The sequence below is a fragment of the Ruegeria sp. AF7 genome, assembly GCF_056541885.1.
This window is the reverse complement of the sequence record NZ_JBQFYX010000013.1, coordinates 22,170-47,382: the sequence shown is the minus strand read 5'-3', so window position 1 is coordinate 47,382 and position 25,213 is coordinate 22,170. Positions and strand designations below refer to the sequence as shown.

General features: G+C 58.9%; 23 protein-coding genes. 20 read left to right on the top strand and 3 right to left on the bottom strand.

What is annotated here, in order from left to right; all coding sequences use genetic code 11:
- Positions 1-4: 4 nt before the first annotated feature.
- Together ACR0AP_RS16525 and ACR0AP_RS16520 are read right to left on the bottom strand one after the other, a co-directional pair.
- Complete coding sequence (locus tag ACR0AP_RS16525) at positions 5-1,372, bottom strand: cbb3-type cytochrome c oxidase subunit I (RefSeq protein WP_209507056.1); 1,368 nt, start codon at positions 1,370-1,372, stop codon at positions 5-7.
- Between the two features lie 16 nt (positions 1,373-1,388).
- Positions 1,389-1,838, bottom strand: coding sequence for a c-type cytochrome (locus tag ACR0AP_RS16520; protein WP_209597154.1), 450 nt, complete (start codon positions 1,836-1,838; stop codon positions 1,389-1,391).
- 264 nt (positions 1,839-2,102) lie between these two features.
- Between ACR0AP_RS16520 and ACR0AP_RS16515 the strand changes: the two genes are divergently transcribed.
- Entirely contained in the window at positions 2,103-3,209 is a 1,107-nt protein-coding gene (locus tag ACR0AP_RS16515) for a Hint domain-containing protein (RefSeq protein WP_480488719.1), read from the top strand.
- 27 nt (positions 3,210-3,236) lie between these two features.
- Here the strand turns inward: ACR0AP_RS16515 and ACR0AP_RS16510 are convergent, their stop codons facing one another.
- Complete coding sequence (locus ACR0AP_RS16510) at positions 3,237-4,433, bottom strand: NnrS family protein (RefSeq protein ID WP_480507911.1); 1,197 nt, start codon at positions 4,431-4,433, stop codon at positions 3,237-3,239.
- A gap of 243 nt (positions 4,434-4,676) precedes the next feature.
- Here ACR0AP_RS16510 and ACR0AP_RS16505 point away from each other — a divergent pair, with 243 nt between their 5' ends.
- From ACR0AP_RS16505 to ACR0AP_RS16415, 19 genes are all read left to right on the top strand, one after another.
- The gene (locus tag ACR0AP_RS16505; protein ID WP_209597150.1) at positions 4,677-6,353 is read left to right on the top strand and encodes a cytochrome D1 domain-containing protein; all 1,677 of its coding nucleotides are present in this window, start codon (positions 4,677-4,679) and stop codon (positions 6,351-6,353) included.
- A gap of 124 nt (positions 6,354-6,477) precedes the next feature.
- On the top strand, positions 6,478-8,265 hold the full coding sequence (locus ACR0AP_RS16500) for a NapC/NirT family cytochrome c (RefSeq protein ID WP_480507909.1): 1,788 nt from the start codon (positions 6,478-6,480) through the stop codon (positions 8,263-8,265).
- Positions 8,266-8,319: 54 nt separating this feature from the next.
- A complete protein-coding gene (locus tag ACR0AP_RS16495; protein WP_480484312.1) occupies positions 8,320-8,721 on the top strand; it encodes a cupredoxin domain-containing protein in 402 nt (133 codons plus the stop codon).
- Between the two features lie 201 nt (positions 8,722-8,922).
- Entirely contained in the window at positions 8,923-9,684 is a 762-nt protein-coding gene (gene cobA / locus ACR0AP_RS16490) for a uroporphyrinogen-III C-methyltransferase (RefSeq protein ID WP_480507907.1), read from the top strand.
- Positions 9,685-9,730: 46 nt separating this feature from the next.
- Positions 9,731-10,060: a c-type cytochrome gene (locus tag ACR0AP_RS16485; protein WP_480507905.1), complete on the top strand. Its 330-nt coding sequence runs from the start codon at positions 9,731-9,733 to the stop codon at positions 10,058-10,060.
- Positions 10,057-11,202, top strand: a complete 1,146-nt coding sequence (locus ACR0AP_RS16480) for a cytochrome D1 domain-containing protein (RefSeq protein WP_480507903.1) — start codon at positions 10,057-10,059, stop codon at positions 11,200-11,202. Before ACR0AP_RS16485 ends, ACR0AP_RS16480 begins: the two co-directional genes overlap by 4 nt.
- 3 nt (positions 11,203-11,205) lie before the next feature.
- Positions 11,206-12,195, top strand: coding sequence for a siroheme decarboxylase subunit beta (gene ahbB / locus ACR0AP_RS16475; protein ID WP_480507901.1), 990 nt, complete (start codon positions 11,206-11,208; stop codon positions 12,193-12,195).
- Positions 12,192-12,641 (top strand): Lrp/AsnC family transcriptional regulator, encoded by a 450-nt coding sequence (locus tag ACR0AP_RS16470; RefSeq protein ID WP_480477381.1) that lies wholly within the window; start codon positions 12,192-12,194, stop codon positions 12,639-12,641. Before ahbB (ACR0AP_RS16475) ends, ACR0AP_RS16470 begins: the two co-directional genes overlap by 4 nt.
- Entirely contained in the window at positions 12,638-13,120 is a 483-nt protein-coding gene (gene ahbB, locus ACR0AP_RS16465; RefSeq protein ID WP_480507899.1) for a siroheme decarboxylase subunit beta, read from the top strand. The genes ACR0AP_RS16470 and ahbB (ACR0AP_RS16465) overlap by 4 nt, the downstream gene beginning before the upstream one ends.
- Before the next feature lie 4 nt (positions 13,121-13,124).
- The gene (gene nirJ, locus ACR0AP_RS16460) at positions 13,125-14,339 is read left to right on the top strand and encodes a heme d1 biosynthesis radical SAM protein NirJ (RefSeq protein WP_480507897.1); all 1,215 of its coding nucleotides are present in this window, start codon (positions 13,125-13,127) and stop codon (positions 14,337-14,339) included.
- Between the two features lie 91 nt (positions 14,340-14,430).
- A complete protein-coding gene (locus ACR0AP_RS16455) occupies positions 14,431-15,939 on the top strand; it encodes a cytochrome D1 domain-containing protein (protein ID WP_480507895.1) in 1,509 nt (502 codons plus the stop codon).
- Positions 15,896-16,159: a hypothetical protein gene (locus ACR0AP_RS16450; protein WP_209507042.1), complete on the top strand. Its 264-nt coding sequence runs from the start codon at positions 15,896-15,898 to the stop codon at positions 16,157-16,159. Before ACR0AP_RS16455 ends, ACR0AP_RS16450 begins: the two co-directional genes overlap by 44 nt.
- A gap of 546 nt (positions 16,160-16,705) precedes the next feature.
- A complete protein-coding gene (locus ACR0AP_RS16445; protein WP_480507893.1) occupies positions 16,706-18,883 on the top strand; it encodes a 4Fe-4S binding protein in 2,178 nt (725 codons plus the stop codon).
- Positions 18,884-18,898: 15 nt separating this feature from the next.
- Positions 18,899-20,806: a TAT-dependent nitrous-oxide reductase gene (gene nosZ / locus ACR0AP_RS16440; RefSeq protein WP_480488737.1), complete on the top strand. Its 1,908-nt coding sequence runs from the start codon at positions 18,899-18,901 to the stop codon at positions 20,804-20,806.
- Between the two features lie 2 nt (positions 20,807-20,808).
- Positions 20,809-22,065 (top strand): nitrous oxide reductase family maturation protein NosD, encoded by a 1,257-nt coding sequence (locus tag ACR0AP_RS16435; RefSeq protein WP_480484302.1) that lies wholly within the window; start codon positions 20,809-20,811, stop codon positions 22,063-22,065.
- Positions 22,055-22,948, top strand: coding sequence for an ABC transporter ATP-binding protein (locus ACR0AP_RS16430; protein WP_480507891.1), 894 nt, complete (start codon positions 22,055-22,057; stop codon positions 22,946-22,948). Before ACR0AP_RS16435 ends, ACR0AP_RS16430 begins: the two co-directional genes overlap by 11 nt.
- Complete coding sequence (locus tag ACR0AP_RS16425) at positions 22,945-23,766, top strand: ABC transporter permease (RefSeq protein WP_480484300.1); 822 nt, start codon at positions 22,945-22,947, stop codon at positions 23,764-23,766. The genes ACR0AP_RS16430 and ACR0AP_RS16425 overlap by 4 nt, the downstream gene beginning before the upstream one ends.
- Positions 23,763-24,278: a nitrous oxide reductase accessory protein NosL gene (locus tag ACR0AP_RS16420; protein ID WP_480488743.1), complete on the top strand. Its 516-nt coding sequence runs from the start codon at positions 23,763-23,765 to the stop codon at positions 24,276-24,278. The genes ACR0AP_RS16425 and ACR0AP_RS16420 overlap by 4 nt, the downstream gene beginning before the upstream one ends.
- The gene (locus tag ACR0AP_RS16415; RefSeq protein WP_480507889.1) at positions 24,275-25,168 is read left to right on the top strand and encodes an FAD:protein FMN transferase; all 894 of its coding nucleotides are present in this window, start codon (positions 24,275-24,277) and stop codon (positions 25,166-25,168) included. Before ACR0AP_RS16420 ends, ACR0AP_RS16415 begins: the two co-directional genes overlap by 4 nt.
- The last annotated feature ends 45 nt before the right edge of the window (positions 25,169-25,213 follow it).

Here is a 25,213-nt window from a genome sequence, read left to right as displayed (position 1 = left end):
TCCATCACTCCGCAGGGGTTTCAGCTGCGCCGGGTTCAATGACTTCTTTCCGGGGAACCCAGATCGAGTAGATGAACAGCAGCGCACCAAGGACCACGACGATACCGGAACCCAGACGCATCCAGTAGAAGATTGCGATCTGGTCTTGTACGTCCATGAAGTAGTCTCCGACCACACGTTGCATGTGAGTCTGCACGGTACCACCGAAGGTCAACACGAAGGTCATAAAGACCATACCGCTGGTCATCAGCCAGAACGAGCCCATGTTCAGCACCTGATTGTAAGGATCACGATTCTTCAGGATCGGCATCGCGTAGCTGAAGATCGCAAGGTTGAGGCAGACATAGGCGCCGTAGAAGGCCAGGTGACCATGGGCCGCAGTGATTTGCGTACCGTGGGTATAATAGTTCACCCCGTGCAGCGTATGCAGAAAGCCCCAGACACCGGCACCGAAGAAGGCAAGCGTTGCACAACCCAGCGACCACAACAGAGCGGCTTTGTTGGGGTGGTCACGACGGCCTTTCCAGACCATGACGAAGGCAAAGGCCATCATCGCGAAGAACGGGATCACCTCGAGGCTTGAGAAGATCGAACCGATCCACTGCCAGTAACCGGGGGTACCGATCCAATAGTAGTGGTGACCTGTTCCAAGAATGCCCGAGAACAGCGCGGCGGCGACGATGACATAAAGCCATTTCTCGACCACCTCACGGTCAACACCGGTCAGCTTCAGCATCAGGTACGCCAGGATCGACGCCATGATCAGTTCCCACACACCTTCGACCCACAGGTGGACAACATACCACCAGTATTGCTTGTCCAGCGACAGGTTGCCCGGGTTGTAGAAGGCAAACAGGAACAGCAGCGCCAAACCCCATAGACCCAACAACAGGATGTTGGTGATGGCAGTCTTCTTGCCCTTCAGAACGGTCATGGACACGTTGTAAAGGAAGATCAGCGCGGCAACGACGATACCGGCCTTGACCCATTTGGGTTGCTCAAGGAACTCGCGCCCCTCTTTGCCCAGCAGCCAGTTGCCTTCGAACAGGTTGAAGACATAGGTCAAAACCACGCCCAACGTACCGACCACAAGAATGATCAGCTGCAAATAGGCCAGCTTGGGCGAATGGATTTCACGCTCGGCCTCTTCCGGGATCAGGAAATAGGCCGCCCCGAAGAAGCCCAGTATCAGCCAGACAATCAGCGAGTTGGTGTGCAGCATCCGCACGATATTGAACGGCAGAAGCTCGCTCAGGAAGTTAGGCGACACATAGATCAGACCGGCCAGCAGGCCGCCGATCACCTGGATCGCGAACAACGCCATGGCTACCGCAAAGTAGGCATAGGCGATTTTTTGGGATTCATATTTCATTGCTCCATTCCCCTTCTCAGCCAGCCTCGTTGGGCGGCCAGTCCTGAGCATCGATATTGTCCGTCCAGATCAGGAAGTTGGTCAGATCCCGGATCTCTTCGTCGCTGAGGTTGAATTGCGGCATCTGCCGACGACCGGGAATGCCGGTGGGTTGTGCCTCCATCCAGCCCTTGAGGGATTCAAAGGCCGATTCCGGGTCGTCCAACACGCCCCAACGTGTCATCACATTGCCGACCTCAGGGGCAAAGTACGCCCCTTCGCCAAGGATCGTGTGGCAGTTGATACAGGCGTGTTTTTCCCAAACATGTTTGCCCCGAACCACACTTTCGTCGAGCTTCGCGGCATTTTCGGAATTGACGATATACAGATGTGAATGGGCTGATAGAGCCAGAAAGATGAGGATGAAGAACAGTGACCCGCCATAGAATATGTTGCGAGCCATGCTCTTTGTCATGACTTCTCGCATCGCGCTCTCCTTTGCGCAGATTAGCTAGTGCAGGCAACATGACGTGCGGGTCACAGGGCTGCCTTAACGAAAGTCAAGACTTCTAAAGTATCCTCAGGAACGAGATCAGAGATCCGCAAACACCGAGAATAACGAAATGACCTTAGGGTCGCCTTGAAATCTGAGGCAATTGTGAACACTTTCGCGTCGACTTCTTGATATACCGGACGTAATCAACCACCTGAGAAAAGGTGAAAATTCCGTTTCAAAGATTGATGGGCAAAAATGGCGAACTATTCTTATATCGGTTATACACCCGGTGTCATCACGGTGAATACGATTGGGCCGGACACGGTTACGTTGGATGTCAATTTTGATCCCGACACGGATCGTCGTTTGTTTAGCGTGACGGACGCAGCTGGTGGTTTTATTCAAAACGGCGGCGGACCACCTATCCCCGATACAGGGGATGTTTTCAACGGTGACCGCTTTGACAACGAAGACGGTGATGACCTGACGCAGACCGGTACTATCACCACCCTCGATGGTTCGACCACCTTTCTAAGCGGCCCAATATACCTGGAAGAATCCTACGTTCTGTCCAAACCAGGCGGGGGCACAATTACTGTATATCGCGTCGAAGTTGACGGCGTATTGGGCGGCTATATTACCTCTGAACCTCTTGTGCCCGGTACGACCTACTCGATGAACATCGTGAACGTCACGCCGACCAATGCGCCCGACACAACTGACCCGGCTGCCATCATTGACGTGCCGTGCTTTACTGCCGGAACACTTATCATGACGCCAGAAGGTCCGATGCCCATCGAGGATCTGAAGGTGGGTGACATGGTCGTGACTGCCGACAATGGACCGCAACATATACGTTGGATCGGAAAGCGAAATCTATCGCATGAGGAGCTGGTGAAAAAACCCAAGCTGCTTCCAATCCTCATCAAAGCCGGGGCCTTGGGGTGTGACTTGCCAAAACGCGACCTGCTTGTTTCGCCACAGCACCGGATGCTGGTTCGATCCCGGATCGCCGTCAGAATGTTTGACGCAGAGGAAATCCTAGTCCCCGCGCGCATTCTTACTGCCAGCCCCGGTATCAGCGTTGCAGAAGACACTGTGTCAGTCACGTATTACCATCTTTTGTTCGACCGCCATGAAATCATCTTCGCAGAAGGTGCCCCGTCGGAAAGCCTTTTTGTCGGCGCACAGGCTCTGTCCAGCGTTCCCCCAGAAGCAAGGGCAGAAATCTTCGACCTGTTTCCGGAACTAGAGACCCCTTGGCACGTTCCTCAGTCTGTGCGGCACATACCTGAAAACGGAAGACGCGCTCGTGCGCTCGTGTCCCGCCACGTAAAGAACGAACGCCCCTTAATATTCTGAACTGCAATCCGCGCTTAAGGTTCCGTGTCAGCCGTGCTTTGCTGCGCGCGGACCCGTCAGCGCTGGCCACATGGAAAACAGATACAACCCGATTGCGGCAATCCATAACCCGTCAGCCGTCAGCATGGCGGTCATATATCCACCTGCTAGCCCGGACCCCAGCCAGCGGACCAAAGCCGCCGCCGCCATAAGCCCGTATCCGACCGCCATGGGCGACGGAGCAACAAGGGGCCGGCCACTGTGGCCAAGGGCGGCGCGGCTCATGACGGCAAGGGTCATGCCACCAACGCACCCGATCCCCAAAATGTGCAGCGCGCCGATCTCATTGCCATATCCGGTGACGGCAGACCCCCACAGCAACAACCCAAGGGCCAGCATCATCAGGCCCAGGTGCAAAGCAATCAGGATCGGCTGCCGCAACGCCCAACCCGCTCTCCACCGTGCCATGCGCATCAGCTGGGCGCCGCCCAGCAACAACGCGCAGATACCCGCCAAGAAAACACTGCCCAAGGTCAGAACCAACAACGGCAGCACAAGGGCAAGCGCCATCACGGCCTTTTCCAGCGCCGCGTTTGAAACCGGCCACAGGGCTTCGGGAACACCGTCGCGTTTCATTGCATTGCGCGTAAAGGCCGGAGTAATACGTCCCCCCAGTATCGCTATCATTGAACACAAGGTCAGCAGCCCTGCTCGCACGCCGGTATTCAACGTGTCTGCGGCGACACCTATCCATTCCAGATGAACCATCAGGTTGGCCACCCACACCAAACTCAGAAGATACAGAAATATCATGTTCTGTGGCTTGGGCCTTCGTACCAGCTGGCTGGCAATTTTCAGGACAAGAATCGGAACAAAGCTCAGGTCAACAATCGCGACGGTAATCGGAGAGAGCGATCCTGAAAACCACACCGCCAACCGCCCCGCCATCCAGATCAGCGCTACGATCGTGACAAAGCGCGCCCGCACTTCGGGCGTGCCGGTCCAGTTCGGAACCGCGGTCAGAAAGAACCCACCCAGTGCTGCCGTTGCATAACCAAAAATCATCTCATGGGCATGCCACATGACCGGGGGCATTCCATAACTTTGCTCGGCATAGGGTAAGAGCCCATCCAGTGAGGCCAGCCAAACACCCCAGGCGACACCAGCAAACACACCATAAAGACCGGCAGAAAGGAAAAATACCCGAAAGCCTTCGCTGAAAATGCGCGATATTGCAGATGACATGCCTGCTCTCCATGGCCCATCTCGTCCTTCAACAAGCAGTACTGTCCGACGGGATTCGGGCACTTAACCGAAATCAAGACGACAAAAACATGTGCGAAAAAAACAGGTTTTATTGCTGAAATCTGCGTCTGGTTTTTGCCCAAAGAACGAAGTTAGCGCCGCGCCCGTTGACTTTGGTCAAGGATGACAATCCCGTGATGGATCAGTCTCCGCATTGCCTCACCACGCAAATGGAGAGTGATCATGTCACTTGGAATCAGCTACAACAAGACCGGCCGCGCTTTTGGGGTCGGATTGGCAATGTTGTTGGGCAGCGTCGCTGCTCCAGCTTTTGCCGACGAGCCAACACTTAGCGACGAAGCCTTTGAAGCTTCGAAACAACTGTACTTTGAACAATGTGCAGGCTGCCACGGGGTTTTGCGCAAAGGCGCTACCGGTAAAAACCTGGAGCCGCATTGGAAGAAGACCGCAGCCGACGGCACCGTAACCGAAGGCGGCACCCTGAAACTGGGTCAGGAACGCCTTGAGAAAATCATCGCCTGGGGAACTGAAGGCGGGATGAACAACTTCTCGGACATCATGTCCGAGCAGGAAATCAAGGATATGGCGACCTACATCATGATGGAGGCCCCAAAGCCGCCTGAAATGTCGCTGGAACAGATGAAGGCAACCCGCAAGGTTTACGTCGAAGAAGCAGACTACCCGACCGAGCCGCTTCACGGCCGCAACTGGGAAAACTTCTTTGTCGTCATCGAACGCGATGTGGGCAAGGTCGCCGTCATCGACGGTGACACGAAAGAAGTGCTGACGCATATTCCGACCGGCTATGCCGTGCACGTCCTGAAAGCTTCAGAGCATCACAACATCACCGAACCCGAAACGCCCGGACGTTTCTGGTACACAATGGGCCGTGACGGCAAGATGACCAAGATCGACCTCTGGCAAACGCCGGACAAGATGCTGGTTTCAGAAGTCAAGATTGCCTATGACGCGCGAGATGTTGCCGTGTCGGGTGACGGTAAATACGTCATCGGTGGGGGATACTGGCCGCCGCATTTCGCAATCGTTGACGCGCAGACCATGGAACCGCTGAAAGTCGTTTCGACGCGCGGAACCAACGTGGACGGTGAATATGTGGAAGAAAGCCGTGTGGCCGCCATCTACACCACACCGAATGAACCCACATGGATTGTTGCCGTGAAAGAGCTGGGTCAGCTCTGGCAGGTTGACTACACCGACCTCGACAATTTGCGGATCGACAAGATCGACAGCGCCAAGTTCCTGCATGACGGGTTCTTCGACCCGACAGGCCGGTACTTCCAGATCGCGGCAAACGCATCCAACAAGATGGTCGTTGTCGATACCGAAACGCACAAGCTTGAGGCGATGATCGACACCGCTGCTCTGCCGCACCCCGGTCCGGGCGCCAACTGGATTGACCCGAACTGCGGACCTGTGGCGGGTACTACCCACCTGGGTGTCGGTACCGTGACAGTCTGGGGCAACGACCCAGAAGGTCACCCGGATCAGGCCTGGAAAACTTGTTACGAGGTGGAAACCGACGGCCCCGGCCTGTTTGTCCGTACCCATCCGAACTCGGACTACATCTGGGCTGACCAGACCAAACACCCCGAGCCGGAAATTCAGCAATCGGTTCAGGTCATCTCGAAAGAGACAGGCGAGATCGTGAAAACCATTCAGATCACCGAAGACGAAGGCAGCGCCGCTGTTCACTTCGAATTCAACGCCGATGGTACCGAGGTTTGGGTTTCCAAGTGGAACCTGTCGGACTCGAAGGAACCCAACGGTCAGATTGTGATCTTCGACGCCAAGACATTGGAAGAGATCGGTCGGATTGACGGACTTTACGCGCCAACCGGCAAGTTCAATGTCCACAACCGGTCGAACCACGTCACCTGAGGGGTTCGCAACCTAAACCGGAAAGGGCGGGCCCCTCGCCCGCCCTTTCCTCGTTTGACAGATCCGCCAAACTCACCGGCCTGCCACCCAAGGCCAGACAAGACAGCCAAAACGGAGCCCGGATATGACTTCCGAACCGGATAAGAAAAAACCGATCTGGCGCCGGTATTTCCTGTGGGGAATGCCCGTGGCCGGCATTGCTGCGGCCTTTGCCGCCGGCATCATCTTCTGGGGTGGGTTCAACACCGCCATGGAAGCCACAAATACCAAGGAATTCTGTGTCTCGTGCCACGAGATGCGGGATTTTGTTTATGCGGAATACCAGGGCACGATCCACGACGTGAACCGTTCGGGCGTTGGTGCGGTCTGCTCGGACTGTCACGTACCCAAGGACTGGACCCACAAGATCATCCGCAAAATAAAAGCCTCGAAAGAGCTTTATGGAAAGGTGGTCGGTACCATCAACACCCGCGAGAAATTCGAAGCCAAGCGCATTCATCTTGCCATGAATGAGTGGGAGCGGATGAAAGCAACGGACTCGCGCGAGTGTCGAAACTGCCATGACTTTGAATCGATGATGCCCGAATTCCAGCGTCCCCGTGCGCGTCAGCAGCACCTGAACGCAATGGAAACCGGTCAGACTTGTATCGACTGCCACAAGGGCATAGCCCACTCGAACATCCGAGACCGCGCAACCGACGAGTATCTGGAAGAGCTTGAAGCGCCAAACCCGGCCTTCATCCGGCCAATTCCGCCAGAATACCTTGCCAGCCTTGAGCGGATCGAAGCCAAGGAAGCTGCCGACGCCGAGGCCGAAAAAGCTGCAAAGAAAGCCCAGCAGGAGGCCGTTCAGGCCCAGATTGCGGCAGCAGTTGATGCGGCCGTCGCGGAAGAGCGGGCAACGGCTGCAACCGATGGTTCGGCAACACCTGCCAGCAGTGAAAGCGGCGATGTCGGTGCCAACATCGACTGGAATGCGGTGGCCAGTGCGGACCTGAAACTGTTCTATCCAGGCCAGGCGTCGTTTGAATGGGTGCAGAACGGAAAAACCCATGGCGGGGCCCGTCCGCTGACCAAAGGTGGCGATCAATGTTCGACCTGTCATGCCAAGGAACTGGATGCGATTGGTAACAAGATCGTTGCCGGTGGCGAGCTGGAACCCACTCCGATCCCCGGCAAACGCGGTGTGATCGACGCAACCGTTCAGGCGGCACATGATGACGAAAACCTGTACATCCGTCTGCAATGGCCGGATGCGGGGCACAACCCTGCTCCGTTTGTCGATGGCGGCAAAATGGATCCTGAAAACCAGATCAAGGTCGCTATGATGATCACCGGAACCGGTATCGAGCTGGGCGATCAGGTCGGGTGCTGGGCGTCGTGCCACGCCGACAACACCTATATGCCCTTTGCGCCTGAGGCCGATGCAATTGCCGCAAACGGGGATGTTTCCGGTCGCCTGACCGCTCAGGACACCGTGACCAAGTACCTCAGCGAAAGCCGCACCGAGATCGAGATCAAAGGTCGAGGCGGCAAGGCTTTGGGCGGTTGGGACAAGTTGCAGGCCGCCGAACAAATCGAGCAGTATCTGGCTGACGGTACCTATCTTGACCTGATGCGTGTCTACGCGGACGGCAGTGCCACAAATGGTTATCTGCTGGAACAGCGGGTGGTCAATGATGGTGAGATTGCAGCCTCGGCAAACCTGTCTGGTGGCATGTGGACGGTTGTTTTCACACGTCCGCTGAACTCAGGCGCACCCGGCGATGTTCCGCTGGAGGCCGGTCAAACCTATACGGTCGGTTTTGCAATCCATGATGATTTTGCCGCCGCACGGTTCCACCACGTAACGCTGGATACCAGCCTAGCGCTGGACGATGACAGCGCGTTTATCAACGTGGTCAAGCAATAACAGTTTGGGGCCGGTTCTCCCGGCCCCAATTACTTTGGAAAGGAGACATGGACCATGAAACCCCACCGCCTTCTTCCCGCGCTGCTGCTTCTTGCCGCGCCAGCCTGGTCTGATGAAACCGCCGAGATCTGCGCCGAAGCCGAAGAACGTTATGTCGAGCTGTTCGGCCACCCCTCGGCCTCGGTCGAGGACGCCAAAGTGGTTTTGATGTACAACTACAATTTCTGCCCGTTCGAACTGACCGTAAAGGCAGGTACAACTGTCCGATGGGTGAATGTCGACAAGCGCACCAGCCACAGTGTGTTGCTGAAAGATGGCAGCGAACCCGAAAGCGACCGGTTGTTCCCGGAAGAAACGGTCGAAATGACCTTCCTGACACCCGGCCCTCAGGATTATCTCTGCGGGCCCCATTGGGAGACACAGAACATGATCGGGATGATCACTGTCGAGCCCTGATCCCGGGTGTTTTCATAGGCTGAACAGAGGGGCGCGGGCGCAAATCCCGCGCTCCTTAACTTATGTCAAGGAGGTTGGTTTTCGATTGCGCCAATCTGCCCTCATGACACGCCCGGCCTACCCAGCAACGTCCCGCAAAAGCATTGGATTCGCGCAGGAAACCCCGGGTTTCGAAGACATTCAGACCCAGCGAGTTTGAACATGAGCGGTAAGGTTTTTCTGATTGGTGCAGGCCCCGGCGACCCCGAACTGATGACGCTGCGTGCCCTGCGAATGCTGCAGGAAGCAGATGTGGTGGTCTATGACAGGCTGGTGTCTGCTGATATCCTGAATCTGCACGCCGAAGGCGCGCGGCTGATCCCTGTTGGGAAAGCGCCCAAATGCCACACCGTCCCACAGGACCGGATCAACGAAATCCTTCTGGAAGAGGCCAGCGCAGGTCACACGGTCGCCCGTCTGAAAGGTGGCGATCCGATGATCTTTGGCCGCGGCTCGGAAGAAGCCGCTTATCTGATGGCCCATGGCGTGGCAGTCGAATACGCACCGGGGATCACGGCGGCGCAGGGCGCGTCCTGTTCGACCGGCGTGCCGCTGACCCATCGCGGTCTGGCCACCTCGGTTCAATATGTCACCGGACACCGGCAGGCTGACAAAGTGCTGGATCTGGACTGGAAACGCCTGGCCGACCCGGACACGACACTGGTGGTCTATATGGGTGTGGCCAATATCGGCCAGATCGCCATGGGGCTGATGACCGAAAACCTACCGGGATCAACACCGGTTCTGGCCATCGGAAATGCGACGACACCTGATGAACGCCGGCAGGTGTCACGGCTGGACCAATTGGCCAACGACGTGCGCACCTCCGGGTTGAAGGCACCAACGCTTTTCATCATCGGCAAAGTTGTCTCACTTTACGCCGAACAGCCCGTGGCGGACATTCTGGAACGGGCCCATGGCTAAGCTAGGGTGCAGAAATCGTGTGCCGTGTCCCGCACCGAACAGAAATGTGCCCGGCCACAAGGGGTGGATCGCCCGAACCTTTCTGACAACTGCGGTTCTGGCCGCAACGTCCGCCTTTGCTGCGGATGTCATTGATCCCAACGCACTGAAAAGACTAGTGCATCAGGATTGCGGCTCGTGCCACGGGTTATCGCTGAAAGGCGGCCTGGGGCCTGATCTGCGCTCGAAAACACTGGAGCATTATGACGCCGAGGTTTTGACCGGCGTCATCCTTGACGGCATCCCCGATACGGCGATGCCCCCGTGGCGGCCCCTGATCAGCGAAGAAGAGGCCGAATGGATTGCCCGATACCTGCTGGAACAGGAGGCACAATGAAACACCTTATCCTCAGCCTTGCGGCGACATTGATGATGACCACGGCCCAGGCCGAGCCGATGGCGACAGGAGACCTTGGGCTGGTGATCGAACGTGCCAGCGGATCGGTCCTGTTGGTGGACCAGTCCGACCGTGCAGCTCTGGCCCGGATAGAAGGATTGGGCGATCTGTCCCACGCCTCGTTGGTCTATTCACCGGATGAACGTTTTGCGTATGTCTTTGGCCGTGACGGAGGCCTGACCAAGGTTGACATCGTCACCCGCCAGATCGTGAACCGTGTTGTGCAATCCGGAAACGCCATTGGCGGCGCAATCTCGGACGATGGAGCCCTTGTAGCTGTATCGAATTATGAACCCGGCGGTGTGCGCGTGTTTGATGCGCAAACGCTGGAGATGGTGGCTGACATTCCCACCGGCAGCAAAACGATTGGTCTGGTCGACGCGCCGGGTCGCCGTTTCGTTTTCACCATGTGGGACACGGGTGAGACATGGATCGCGGATTTCGCACAAGGCACGCCCGAGATCACCAAGATCCCCGATATCGGCAAGAACCCTTATGACGCGCTGATCACTGCCAATGGCCGCACCTATATCACCGGCCTGTTTGGCGAGGATGGTCTGACCGCGCTTGATCTGTGGTCCGACAACCCGGAACCGATCCGCGTTCTACCCGGCTATGGCCATGGTCAGGAGGAAATGCCGGTCTACAAGATGCCCCATCTGGAAGGTTGGGCGCTGACAGGGTCCGAATTTGTCTTGCCCGCCGTTGGCCACCACGAGGTTTTGTGGATCGACGCCACCACCCTGACCGAGACCGGACGCACGCAAACCTACGGACAGCCGGTTTTTGCCATGGCCCGCCCGGACGGGCGGCAGGTCTGGGTTAACTTTGCCCACCCGCTGAACGATACCATTCAGGTCATCGATACCGTCAGCAAACAGATCATCCACGAATTCAAGCCCGGCCCTGCCGTTTTGCACATGGAATTCACACCGCGCGGGCACGAGGTCTGGATCAGTGTGCGCGATGCGAACAAGGTCATGGTTTATGACACGCGTAGCTTCGAAAAACTACGTGAGATCGAGGCCGAAAGCCCGTCGGGTATCTTCTTTACTGCGCGTGCGCACAAAACGGGTCTGTAAGTTATGCAACACATTACAGACCCGATCGACCGCCGCTTGCTGGATGAATTTCAGCGTGATTTCCCGGTGACCGAACGCCCGTTTCAGGTTCTTGGAACCGCTCTTGAACTGGACGAAAGCGAAGTCATCCACCGCCTGACCAGAATGCGCACCACAGGCCGCATCACGCGGGTTGGCGCAACCATCACACCCGGCGTGGTGACGGCCAGTACGCTGGCAGCAGTGTCCGTCCCGGAGGAGCGGCTGGAAGAGGTTGCCGCCCTGATCGACGCCGAGCCGGGTGTAAACCACAATTATCAGCGCGAGGACGCTTGGAACCTCTGGTTCGTCGCTACCGGCCCGGATCGGGCGCATGTGGATGCTACCCTCGCACGGATCAGCCGGGTCACCGGGCTGCTGGTACTGGATTTGCGGCTGGTGCGCCCTTTCAACGTTGATCTTGGGTTCCGCATGATCGGAGGGATCAAAAAGGTGCCCACAGCGCGTCAGGTGGATGCATCCGCCATGCGCGACGGCGATCGATGTCTACTGCAAACGCTCAGCTCGGGACTGTCTCTGGTCGCCGAACCTTATGCAGCTTTGGCACATTCGCTGAACCGGGACGTTGATGAGGTGATGGCGCGGATCATCGCGTTGCACGCTGCCGGTATCATTTCGCGGCTGGGTGTCATCGTACGTCACCGGGCGCTTGGCTGGTCGGCCAATGCGATGGTTGTCTGGGACTTGCCAGCAGAGCAGATCGACACAGCCGGCCCCGCTTTGGCGGCTTTCCCCGGTGTGACATTGTGTTACGAGCGCAACCCGGTGCCCGGTGTGTGGCCATATCGCCTGTATTCCATGATCCACGCGCGGTCCCGCAGCGAAGCATTGGACGTACTGGCCCGTGCGACGGCCTTGCCCGAACTGACGGGTGCACGGAACAAGGTTCTGTTCTCAACCCGCTGCTTCAAGCAGACCGGTGCGCTGATTCAAACCAAGGAGGTCGCCGCATGACGCTGGACCAAACTGACCGTGCGATCCTGAACCGTATGCAGGACGATCTGCCACTGGTTTCACATCCTTACGCAACAGTCGCCAAAGAACTTGACCTGTCCGAGGCCGAATTGCTGGCGCGCCTGACGCGCATGAAAGAGACACGCGTCATCACACGTTTTGGGCCGTTCTTCGATGCCGCTGCAATGGGCGGTGCCTTCTGCCTCTGCGCGATGGCCGTTCCAGCCGGAGAATTTGAAGCCGTCGTGACCAAAGTCAATGCACACCCCGAGGTTGCCCATAATTATGAACGCACGCACCGGCTGAACATGTGGTTCGTACTGGCCACTGAAACGCCCGAAGGCATCAGGGCCACAGCCGATGCAATCGAACGGGAAACGGGGATCGAGGTTCTTTGTTTCCCCAAACTTCAGGAATTCTACATCGGCTTTCGGGTGGCGGCATGATCGACGCAACAGACAGACAGATTATCCAAGCGCTACAGGGCGGATTGCCTCTGGTTTCTGCTCCATATGCTCAGCTTGCTGATGATCTGGGGATGCAGGAAGCCGATCTGCTTGAGAGGCTGTCAGCTCTCAAAGCGCGCGGCGTAATCCGCCGCATCGCGGCCGCCCCCAACCACTACAAGCTTGGCATGACCTCGAACGGCATGACTGTCTGGGATGTCGAAGATGACCGCATCGCCAAATTGGGCGCTCAGATCGGTGCCCTACCCTTTGTCACCCATTGCTATGAACGCCCGCGCGCCTTGCCCGACTGGCCCTATAACCTGTTTGCCATGGTTCACGGTTCGGATCGGGATGAAGTCGAGGAAAAACGCGCCCAGATCACTGTGATCCTGGGTGACGCCTGCCGGGCCAAGGATATCCTCTATTCCACGCGCATCCTGAAAAAGACCGGTTTGCGCCTGAAAAAGAAAGGCTGAGACGATGTTTCGCCTGACCGAATACATGCACCAGCTGGTCAAACCGACCCCCGTGCGAAAACGCCGCCCCGGCCCTGTGAAGCCGGTGGTGATCTGGAACCTGACGCGGCGCTGCAATCTGAAGTGCCGTCATTGCTATACCGTCTCGGCGGATGTTGCGTTCCCGGGCGAGCTCAGCCACGAGCAAGCCATGGTAACCCTTGAGGATCTGGGCCAGTTTCGCGTCCCGGCCCTGATCCTCTCGGGTGGGGAACCACTGGACAGGTTCGATTTCTTCGACATTGCCAAACGTGCCCGAAACCTTGTGCCGATGCTGGCGCTGTCGACCAACGGGACACGAATTCATGATGAGACCGCCGACATGATTGCCGATGTCGGATTCAACTATGTTGGCATCTCGTTGGATGGGATCGGGGCCACGAATGACTGGTTCCGCGGTGTTGAAGGGGCTTTTGCAGACGCCCTGCGCGGTGTGCGTGAATGCAAGAGGCGCGGCATCAAGGTTGGCTTGCGGTTTTGCCTGACCGAAGGCACGCAGCATCACCTGCCGGACCTGCTTCAGCTATGCGACGACGAGGGCGTCGACAAGTTCTACCTTTCGCATCTGGTTTATGCCGGGCGCGGTGACAAGAACCGTGGTGAAGATGCCGAGCATCAGCGCACCCGCAAGGGAATGGATCTGCTGTTGGAGCGCGCGTGGGAGGCTGCCTTGGGCGGTCGCCCGCTGGATATCGTGACTGGCAACAATGACGCAGATGCGGGGTATTTCCTGAACTGGATTCGCACGCATTTCGACACCGAGAAGGCTGCGCATGTCCGCGAGCACCTGGCCGCTTGGGGAGGAAATTCCAGCGGTTTAGGTGTGGCCAATATCGATAATCTGGGCCGGGTTCATCCTGACACCTACTGGTCTGATTACACAGTCGGCAACGTTAAGACGACATCGTTTTCCGAACTTTGGACCAGCGACGATCCGATGCTGGCCATGCTGCGCACGCGTCCGCGCCCCCTCAAGGGGCGCTGTGGGGCCTGTGAGCTAAAGGATGTCTGCGGTGGCAACACCCGCATCCGGGCCCTGCAACTGACCGGTGATCCCTGGGCCGAAGATCCGGCCTGTTACCTGACAAACGAAGAAATCGGTGTTGACGACGCAGGTGAGCGCCTGCGGGTTACGCCGTTCCGGGGGAAAAGCCATGATCCGGCGCATCAGTTCTTTTGATCCTGTCTGCTCTGAACCTTCGACATGGGCGCCAGAGACACGTAACGGAGCCTCCGGCGGGAGTATTTTTTTTAAGATGAAGGTCGTGTTGATGTGTTCTGTACTGGGCGCCGGTGGTGCCTGGGCGGATGCACCAACGGATTATGCCGAGCATTGTGCGTCCTGCCACGGTGAAAACCGCCTGGGCGGTGTGGGCCCGGCACTGATCCCAGAGACGCTGCAACGCATGCGTGGGCCGCGTATCGCGGCGGTGATTGCGGAAGGGCGCGCGGCGACGCAAATGCCTGCTTTCTCGCACGAACTCGATGCTTTGCAGATTGAAGAGCTGGCCGGCTGGTTGAAATCACCGCTGGAAACCGACCCCGAATGGGGCGAGGCCCATATCATGGACAGCCGCACGCTGGATGACGGTTATATCCCGGTTGATGCGCCAGTGTGGGCCAGCGATCCGATGAACATCACTCTGGTGGTAGAAACCGGGGACCATCACGTCAGTGTGCTGGATGGTGACACGTTTCAGGTTCTGGACCGGTTCGAGACACCTTTTGCGGTTCACGGCGGGCCGAAGTTCAGCCCGGGTGGGCGTTACGTTTTCATCATGTCCCGGGATGGCTGGGTTCAGAAATACGACATTTGGGCCCTGCAACAGGTGGGGCGCGTACGGGCGGGGCTTAACAGCCGAAACATCGCAATGTCCGGCGACGGCAAGTGGCTGGCCGTCGCGAATTATTTGCCCAACAGTCTGACCTTGCTGTCGACCGAAGACCTGTCGGTGGCAAAAGTCATTGCGATCAAAGGAAAAGCGGGGAAATCCAGCCGCGTATCCGCGGTGTATCAGGCCCCCCCGCGCGAGAGCTTTGTTCTGGCGCTCAAGGATGTTCCCGAGATCTGGGAGGTCTTTTACGGAGCCAACCCGCCGCAATCCGGGTTGGGTCACGACTTCCGCATCGAAGGGCAGTTCAAGAACCCCGACCCCTTCCCGGTGCGCAAGATCACCACGCCCGACTATCTGGACGATTTCTTTTTCGATCAAAGCTATGAATACGTGATGGGTGCCGCGCGCGATGGCAAGGGCGGACAGGTGATCGACCTTGTTATTGGGCACAAGGTGGCCGATCTGGACTTGCCGGGGATGCCGCATCTGGGCTCGGGGATTACGTGGAAGCATGGCGATACGACCGTCATGGCCACACCGCATCTGACCGACGGCACGGTGTCGGTGATCGACATGGGGACTTGGGAAACTATCAAGCGGATAAAGACCGAAGGGCCGGGCTTCTTCATGCGGAGCCACGAGAATTCGCCTTACGTCTGGGCCGATGTCTTCTTTGGTCCCAACAAGGACGCCATGCATGTGATAGACAAGCAAAGCCTTGAAATCGTAAAGACTTTGCGCCCTGCCCCGGGCAAGACCGTGGCCCATGTCGAATTCACAAAGGATGGCCGCCACGCGCTGGTCTCGATCTGGGAAGATGACGGCGCGGTGATCGTTTATGATGCGCAGACGCTGGAAGAAGTGCGCCGCTTGCCGATGCGTAAACCGTCTGGGAAGTACAATGTCTGGAACAAAATCACCTTCTCGGAAGGCACCAGCCACTGAGGGCAAATGGCCGGTCTGGAAACTGGCCATTCTGCTTTATCCAGCCACCATGTTGACCGTGGCCATCAACCTGTTTCTGGCCGGGCTGATCCTGCACAGCGCCGGTTTCGGGGTGATTGGACCGGTTCCAGCGATCCTTTGGTCAATACCTTTGGGCATACCCGCGTCCTGGTTGGCGGGGCGATGGGTGCGTGGGTTGATGGACGAAGCGGACGGCTGAAGGGAAATTCCAAAGGCCTGACGAAAGTCAAGTATCGGACAGGGAAAACCGCCTACGACTCGGGAAAGAATACCGAGTTGGATTCTCCATGCCTGCCTTTAACTCCTTCCACACCCTCCCTGATCGCGCGTTACGTGCGGCGTGTGGACTGGCAGGTATTTTCCTTCTGTTGTTGCAAATGCTTGGCCCGGTTCTGGCGAGTCCCGGTGAGAGCATGTGGGTGGAGATCTGCTCGGAGGCGGGCGCGGTCTGGGTTCAAGTTGACCTTGAAGAAGAAGGCGACAACGATCCAACCGCGCCCTGCCCGAAATGCGCGGACTGTGCGCTTTGTGCGGTGACGGTGTCAGCACCGATGCCGGGCGCTTTGCAGCCCGCAAGCGTCGGAAATGTTCAAAATGTACGTTTTGAACATGGGGGGCAGTGCATTTTGTACAGCCCCAAACACCTGTGGCCCGAAACCCGGGGGCCCCCGTTCACGACCCTAGAAGAATCTGAACGCGCCCCGCGCGCGTCCATGGCGTCCACCCAATTGATCGGAGGTGCGCCGTGGTCATAAGTCGCGCAATCCATTTCCTTCTGGCCCTCATTCTGTCCTGCGGTGTCGCAATCAGTGCACGCGCCGACAGTCTTGCCAGCTTTCTTCCTGACATCGATCCGGCTGACCTGGCCCCGGGTGCCGACGCGTTTGGCCCGGTACGCAGCGACGTGAAGGTTGCCCCGGTCCTTCGGGGTGCCGAGACCATCGCGTGGGCTTTTCTGACTTCGGACTTTGTCGGTACGACCGGATATTCCGGCAAACCCATTCACGTGGTTGCCGCCATCGACGCGGATGCTGTTCTGACCGGTGTTCAGCTGGTCAAGCATTCCGAACCCATCGTGCTGATCGGTATTCCCAATTCCCGGATGGTGGAACTGACCGAAGGCTATGCGGGACTTGACCTGAAACGAGAGGCCGAGACCGGGGGTGAGGGGCATGACCTAGACATTATCTCGGGTGCGACCGTGACGATCATGGTGATCGATGACAGCCTTGTGCGCGGAGGGATCAAAGTGGCCCGCGCGCTGGGGCTGGGCGGATTGTCTCCGGTGCAGGCTGGAGGTCCGAAGCGCGAAGTCGATATGGCGCAGGATGCCATTTACGACTGGACCACATTGTCTGGAGACGGCTCGGTCCGGCGGATGACGCTGGATGTCGGGCAGGTCAATGCCGCCTTTGAAGCCACCGGGGATCAGCGCGCGATCAAGCGACCCGAACCGGGCGCGCCGGATGACACCTTCATCGACATGCACATGGCGCTTGTTTCGGTCCCGTCTATCGGCAAGTCGCTGCTGGGTGAGGCTGAATACCAGAACCTGACCAACTGGCTGGACGAAGGTGAACAGGCCATTCTGGTTCTGGGGCGCGGGGCCTATAGCTTCAAGGGCTCGGGCTATGTCCGGGGTGGGATCTTTGACCGGATTCAACTGATCCAGGGCGACAGCTCGGTGCGGTTCTTTGACAAGCAGCAGCGCCGTCTGGGTGAGGTTGCCGCGCCAGATGCCCCCAGCTTTACCGAATTGGATATCTTCAAGATTCCCGCTGATGCCGAGTTTGACCCGGCCGAGCCGTTCCGCCTGCAATTGCTGGTGCAGCGTGCCGTCGGGGCGGTTGAAAAGACCTTTCTGACCTTCGATCTGGGATACAAACTGCCGGAACAGTACCTGTTGCCCGTCACCGCGCCTTCGGTCGTGGATGATGCAACAGGCGAAGCGGCCGCCAAGGCCGCCCTGTGGCAGCGCATCTGGAAGGATCGCACCGTCGAGATCGCCGGGCTTGGTGTCATGCTGCTGGTGCTGACGGCCACGTTCTTCTTCCAGTTCCACGCCACGATGAATGCGCGCGTCTTCTACTGGTTCCGCATCGGGTACCTGACGATAACCCTGTTCTTCATCGGCTGGTATGCCAATGCACAGCTGAGCGTGGTGAACCTGATGGCGCTGGCGGGCAGTTTGCGCACGGGGTTCTCGTGGGATGCGTTCCTGCTGGATCCGCTGGTCTTTATCCAGTGGTTTGCCGTGGCCGCAGCCCTGTTGTTCTGGGGTCGTGGGGCCTATTGCGGATGGCTGTGCCCGTTTGGCGCGCTTCAGGAGCTGACCAACAAGATCGCGCGGGCGCTGAAAGTGCCGCAATGGACTTTGCCCTGGGGCCTGAACGAGCGTCTCTGGCCTGCGAAATACATGATCTTTCTGGGTCTTTTTGGCCTGAGTTTCGTATCGATCCCGCTGGCCGAGCAATATGCCGAGATCGAGCCGTTCAAGACCGCGATCATTCTGAAATTCATGCGCGACTGGCCGTTTGTGGTCTTTGCGCTGGTCCTGCTGGGGATCGGGCTGTTCGTTGAACGGTTCTATTGCCGCTATCTTTGCCCGCTGGGCGGAGCGCTGGCGATCCCTGCCCGTATCCGCATGTTCGACTGGCTGCGCCGCTACAACGATTGTGGCACGCCCTGTCAGACCTGCGCCAATGAATGCCCCGTTCAGGCGATCCACCCCACCGGTGAGATCAATCCGAACGAGTGCGTCACCTGCCTGCATTGTCAGGTGCTCTATCAGTCCGAGGACAAATGTCCCGTCGTTATCCGCCAACTGAAACGGCGGGCCAAGACCGGGTCGGTCACACCTAAGACCCCCCTCGGGCAACCACCGGCGAACCATCCGAACGCCAAACCGAAAACCGTTTCCTAAAAAGGAGGAACGACCATGTCGGACCAAGAAAACAAACTGAACATCACGCGCCGCGGAATGCTGGGGGCCACTGCCACCGGTGCCGTCATCGCCGGGACCGGTCTGGGATCGACCCTGATGACCGCGAAAGAGGCCAGCGCTGCCGCCAAGCAGCATCTGGAACCGGGCGAGCTGGACGAATATTACGGCTTCTGGTCGTCGGGCCAGACTGGCGAGCTGCGCATTCTGGGCGTGCCGTCCATGCGCGAGCTGATGCGGGTGCCGGTGTTCAACCGCTGCTCGGCCACGGGCTGGGGCCAGACCAACGAGTCGCTGAAGGTTCTGACCGAAGGCCTGCTGCCTGAAACCAAGGAATTCCTGGCTGCAAACGGCAAGGTCACCTATGACAACGGCGACCTGCACCACCCGCATATGTCGTTCACCGACGGCACCTATGATGGCCGTTATCTGTTCATGAACGACAAGGCCAACACCCGCGTGGCCCGTGTGCGTTGTGACGTGATGAAATGCGACAAGATCATCGAGATCCCGAACGCGCATGACATCCACGGCCTGCGTCCGCAGAAATTCCCGCGCACCGGCTATGTCTTTGCCAATGGTGAGCACGAGGCCCCGCTGGTCAATGACGGCCAGATCCTTGATGATCCGTCGCAATATGTGAACATCTTTACCGCCATCGACGGCGACAGCATGGAAGTTGCATGGCAGGTGATGGTGTCGGGCAACCTCGACAACACCGACTGCGACTATCAGGGCAAATACGCCTTCTCGACCTCGTATAACTCGGAAATGGGTATGAACCTGGCCGAGATGACCGAGAACGAGCTGGACCATGTGGTCGTGTTCAACCTCAAAGGTATCGAAGAAGCCGTAGCGGCCGGGAACTATCAGGAACTGAACGGCGTCAAGGTCGTGGACGGGCGTAAAGAGGCGGGTGGAAACCTGACCCGGTACATCCCGATCCCGAACTCGCCACACGGTGTGAATGCGGCACCCGACAAGAAACACATCATGATCAACGGCAAGCTGTCGCCGACTGTATCCGTGATCGATGTGGAAAAGGTCGATGCGCTGTTCAGCGAAAACGCCGATCCGCGTTCCGCTGTTGTCGCCGAGCCGCAGCTGGGCCTTGGCCCGCTTCACACGGCATTCGACGGCAAGGGCAACGCCTATACCACCCTGTTCCTGGACAGCCAGGTGGTGAAGTGGGACATCGCCAAGGCGATCGAGGCCTATGCGGGTGCCGATGTTGACCCGATCGTCGACAAGGTCGACGTGCATTACCAGCCGGGCCACAACTCGACCTCGATGGGTGAAACTGCCGAAGCCGATGGCAAGTGGCTGATTTCGATGAACAAGTTCTCGAAAGACCGCTTCCTGAACGTGGGTCCTCTGAAGCCCGAGAATGAGCAGCTGATCGATATTTCCGGCGACAAGATGAAGGTGGTCCATGACGGCCCGACCTTTGCCGAGCCGCATGACTCGATCATTGTTCACCGGTCCAAGGTGAACCCGGTCAACGTCTGGGACCGCAACGACCCGATGTGGGAAGAGGCGCGCGCGCAGGCTGCCGCTGACGGTGTCGATCTGGACGAAGGTGCCGAGGAGCCGATCCGGGATGGCAACAAGGTGCGGGTCTACATGACCTCGACCGCGCCCGTGTTCAGCATGGAGAAGTTCACCGTCAAACAGGGTGACGAGGTGACCGTCTATGTCACCAACCTGGACGACGTGGACGATGTGACCCACGGCTTCTGTCTGTCGAACTTCGGTATCGCGATGGAAGTTGCACCGCAGGCCACCGCCTCGGTCACGTTCATTGCCGACCGGCCGGGCGTGCACTGGTTCTATTGCCAGTGGTTCTGCCACGCGCTGCACATGGAGATGCGCGGCCGGATGTTTGTTGAGCCGCGGAGCGCATAAACATGCGTTGGCCCCTGCTCATACCGCTCCTGCTCGGCTCGCCCCTTTGGGCGGCGGATTGGGATGTGCCCAACCGGGCGGGGGCCATAAACGAGATACTGGCGCAGGCGGCGGATGGGGACACCCTTCGCCTGAGCCCCGGCGTTTACGTCGAGCAGTTGGTTCTGGACCGGCCCGTGACCCTCGACGGGCTGGGACAGGCCACCATCGACGGCCAAGGCCAAGGCAGCGTGATCACAGTGACCGGGCCGGGCGTGACCCTGCGCGGGCTGACGGTGATCGGATCAGGCTCGGATCATGACGGCATCGACAGCGGCATCCAGCTGACCAAGACGGCGCGCGCGCCGGTGGTCGAGGATAACGTGCTGCTGGGCAATCTTTACGGCATCGACATCCACGGTGCGCAGGACAGCATCGTACGACGCAACCGGATTGAAGGGCGACAGGATCGCCATATGAACGCGCGCGGCAATGGTGTCTATGTCTGGAACGCGCCGGGTGCGGTGGTTGAAGGCAATGACATCCGCTATGGGCGCGACGGGATCTTTGTGAATTCGTCCAAGAAGAACACCTTTACCGGCAACCTGTTCCGCGATCTGCGGTTTGCCGTTCACTACATGTATGCCGACGACTCGGTTGTCAGCGACAATGTCTCGATCGGCAACGATCTGGGCTATGCGGTGATGTTCACGACCAATGTGCGGGTCGCCAACAATATCTCGATCGGGGACCGCGAACATGGCGTGATGCTGAACTATGCCAACAAGAGCGTCATCACCGGCAATGTGGTGAAAGGTGCCAAGGAAAAATGCACTTTCCTGTATAACTCGAACAAGAACGAATTCACCGACAACTGGTTCGAGGGATGTGGCATCGGTATCCACTTTACCGCTGGCAGCGAACGCAACCGCATTGTTGGCAATTCATTCATCGGAAACCGGACGCAGGTGAAATATGTCTCGACCAAGTGGGTCGAGTGGTCCGAGGACGGGCGCGGCAATTACTGGTCCGATTTTGCCGCCTATGATGTGGATGGCAACGGCATCGCCGATGTCCCCTATCGACCCAATGACAGTATGGACCATGTGCTGTGGACCCAACCCGCAGCCAAATTGCTGCTCGGCTCGCCTGCCGTGCAGCTGGTGCGCTGGTCGCAATCGGCCTTCCCGGCGTTGTTGCCGGGGGGTGTGATGGACAGCAACCCATTGATGCAAGCCCCTGAACCCCCAGCTATGAAAAAGGTGCCTCATGACGGATAAGGCCCTGTCAATTGACCATGTTTGCAAGAACCGGGGGAAAACCCGCGTTCTTGACGATATCACCCTGTCCCTTGCCCCCGGTCAGCGCGTGGCGCTGCTGGGCCATAACGGCGCGGGAAAGTCGACCCTGATCAAATCCATCCTTGGCCTGACGCCCATTCGGGACGGAGCCATTCGGATCGGGGGCGCCACCCCCGGCAGCGCGCAGGCGCGGCGGGATACGGCCTATCTGCCCGAGGCGGTCTCGTTTCACCCGGCGTTGACCGGACGCGAGCAGCTGACGCTGTTTGCAAAACTGTCCGGGTCAAAAGCCGATGTGCCCGGCCTGTTGGAGCGCGTTGGCCTGAGCGACGCATTGGACCGCCGGATCGGTGCCTATTCCAAGGGGATGCGGCAGCGTCTGGGGCTGGCGCAGGTGCTGCTGGGACAGCCGAAAGTGGCGCTGCTGGATGAGCCAACATCGGGCCTGGACCCGATCTCGCGGCAGGACCTCTATGCCATTATTGACGAATTGGCCGCGCAGGGTACCGCCGTGCTGATTGCCAGCCATGCCTTGACCGAGGTTGAGGCGCGCACCGACCGGATCGCCATCATGCGCAAGGGTCGGATGGTGGCCGATGACACGCTGAACAACCTGTCGGCGCTGGCCGGTCTGCCGATCCGCCTGAAGGTGCGCGCCAGCGCCAATGCGGATGCCCTGGCCGCCGAACTGGGCGGCAACCGGATCAACGGCGCATCGGTCGAGCTGCTGTGCACACCCGAAGACAAGATGGAGGCCCTGCGCCGGATCGCCGGATTGGGCGATGCGGTGGCGGATGTGGAAATGACACCGCCCAAGCTGGAGGACCTTTATCGCCACTACGCACAGGAGGAGAGGACATGACCCGCTTCCTTGCCATTTCCCGAACTGAAATGCTGATCCTGCGCCGCAACCGCTGGCTGCTGGTTGCCACGCTGATCATGGTGCTGTTCGCCTTGGCGCTGACCTTTGCGGGCAGCGCGCCCACCGGCACATTGGGTGTTGATATGCTGACCGTTTCGGTCGCGTCGATGACCACGCTGTCGGTTTACCTTGCGCCTTTGCTGGCGCTGATGATTTCCTTCGATGCCATCGCGGGCGATGTGGACCGGGGCAGCCTGTCGCTGCTGCTGTCTTATCCGGCTGGACGCGGGGAAATCCTGTTGGGCAAGTTCTGCGCCCATCTGGCCGCGCTGGCCTTTGCCATGACCGTGGGTTTTGGCACCGCAGGCGCGGTAGCCGCGTTCTTTGGTGGTGCGGGGCCGGAAAGCCTGATGGCGCTGGTGCGACTTATCCTGACCTCGATCCTGCTGGGCGCCGTGTTTCTGGCGCTTGGATACCTGCTGTCCGCTTTGGCGAGGGGCGCCACGGCGGCAGCGGGTCTGTCGGCCGGGCTTTGGCTGGTTTTTGTCGTCCTTTATGATCTGGGCCTGTTGGGGGCCGTCGTCATGGACAAGGGCGGCGCATTCACCCAATCCGTCTTTCCATGGGTGATGGTGGCCAACCCGGCCGACGCGTTCCGTTTGTGGAACATCGCCGCGACGGAAGGCGTTGCCATGGCCTCGGGCATGACCGGGGCCGCACAGGCGCTGCCGGTCTGGGCCGCACCCGCGTCGCTGCTGATCTGGCCGGTGCTGGGCTTTGCCCTCGCCCGGCTGGCTTTCCGGAGGGTCGAGCCATGAGGCATCTTGCCCTGATCGCATTGCTTGCACTGGCGGCCTGCAAGGAAGAGCTGGCAGAGGCCCCTGACCCGGTCGATCTGACACCCGATGCGCTGAGCTATTTCTGTCAGATGAATGTCACCGAGCATGGCGGCCCCAAGGGGCAGGTTCATCTGGAAGGCTATCCGGCCCCGCTGTTTTTCGCGCAGGTGCGGGACATGGTGGCCTATCTGAAAAGCCCCGAGCGCGATGCGGATATCACTGCCATATATGTCAGCGATATGGGTGTCGCGCCAAGCTGGCGGCAGCCAGGGATTTCGAACTGGATCGCTGCGGATGGTGCGACTTTTGTCGTTGGTGCCGATGTGGCAGGTGGCATGGGGGCGCGCGAAGTGGTGCCCTTTGCTGATCCTGCCGATGCGCAGGTTTTCGCGGAGACCTATGGCGGGACCGCGATGCGCCTGCCCGACATTCCCGACGCCGAAGTGCTTGGCCCTGTCGATCTTGATCTGACATTGGAGACCCCCGTATGACCGCCCTGTCCCGTCGCCGTTTTCTGATCATTTCAGCTGCCTGTGCGGCCACCCCGGCCATGGCTTCGGACGCGCATTGGCGCGGCACAGCCCTTGGGGCTGCGGCCAGCCTGCGGCTGGTTGGGCTGGCGGATGTCGAGGCCGCACCGATCATTGCCGCCGTCGAGGGTGAGGTGACCCGGCTGGAGGATATCTTCAGCCTGTACCGTCCGCAGTCACAGCTGAGCCGCCTGAACCGCGACGGTGTTTTGACCGCACCCGCGCCTGAGCTGTTGAATGTGCTGAGCCTGAGCAGTGCGCTGCATCAGGCCTCCGGCGGCGCTTTCGATCCCAGCATTCAGCCCCTGTGGTATGCTTTGGCAACAGGGGCAGGCCCCGGAGATCTGGCTGCCGCCCGCGCTGCTGTGGGTTGGGAACGGGTGTCTTTCGATGCTGCGTCGGTGCGGCTGCCGGTGCCGGGCCAGTCGGCCCTGACGCTGAACGGTATCGCCCAAGGGGCCATCACGGATCGGATCGCCGCGCTGCTGCGGGGTTTTGGCTTGCGTGATGTTCTGGTCGATATGGGAGAGGTTGCCGCCATGGGTACACGAGGCGACGGCGCCCCGTGGAAAGTCGGGTTGGCCGCGCCGGATCAGCGGGTTCTGAAGCGGGTCGCGCTGCGTGACCGCGCGGTCGCAACATCATCGTCGCTGGGGACGCGGCTGGGACGAGGTTTCGGTCACATCATCACCCTGGACGGGCCTGCAAACCGGGACAGAACGGTTTCGGTTTCTGCCCCTGACGCGGTGGTGGCAGATGGCCTGTCCACAGCAATTTGCGCGGCATCTGGCAGCCAAGCCACTGAAATAGCGCGCCATTTCCCGCAGGCTCGGGTCGAGTTGAACGTATAGAGAAGGACCACAAACCGAAAACCGATCAACAAAATCAGCAAAGAT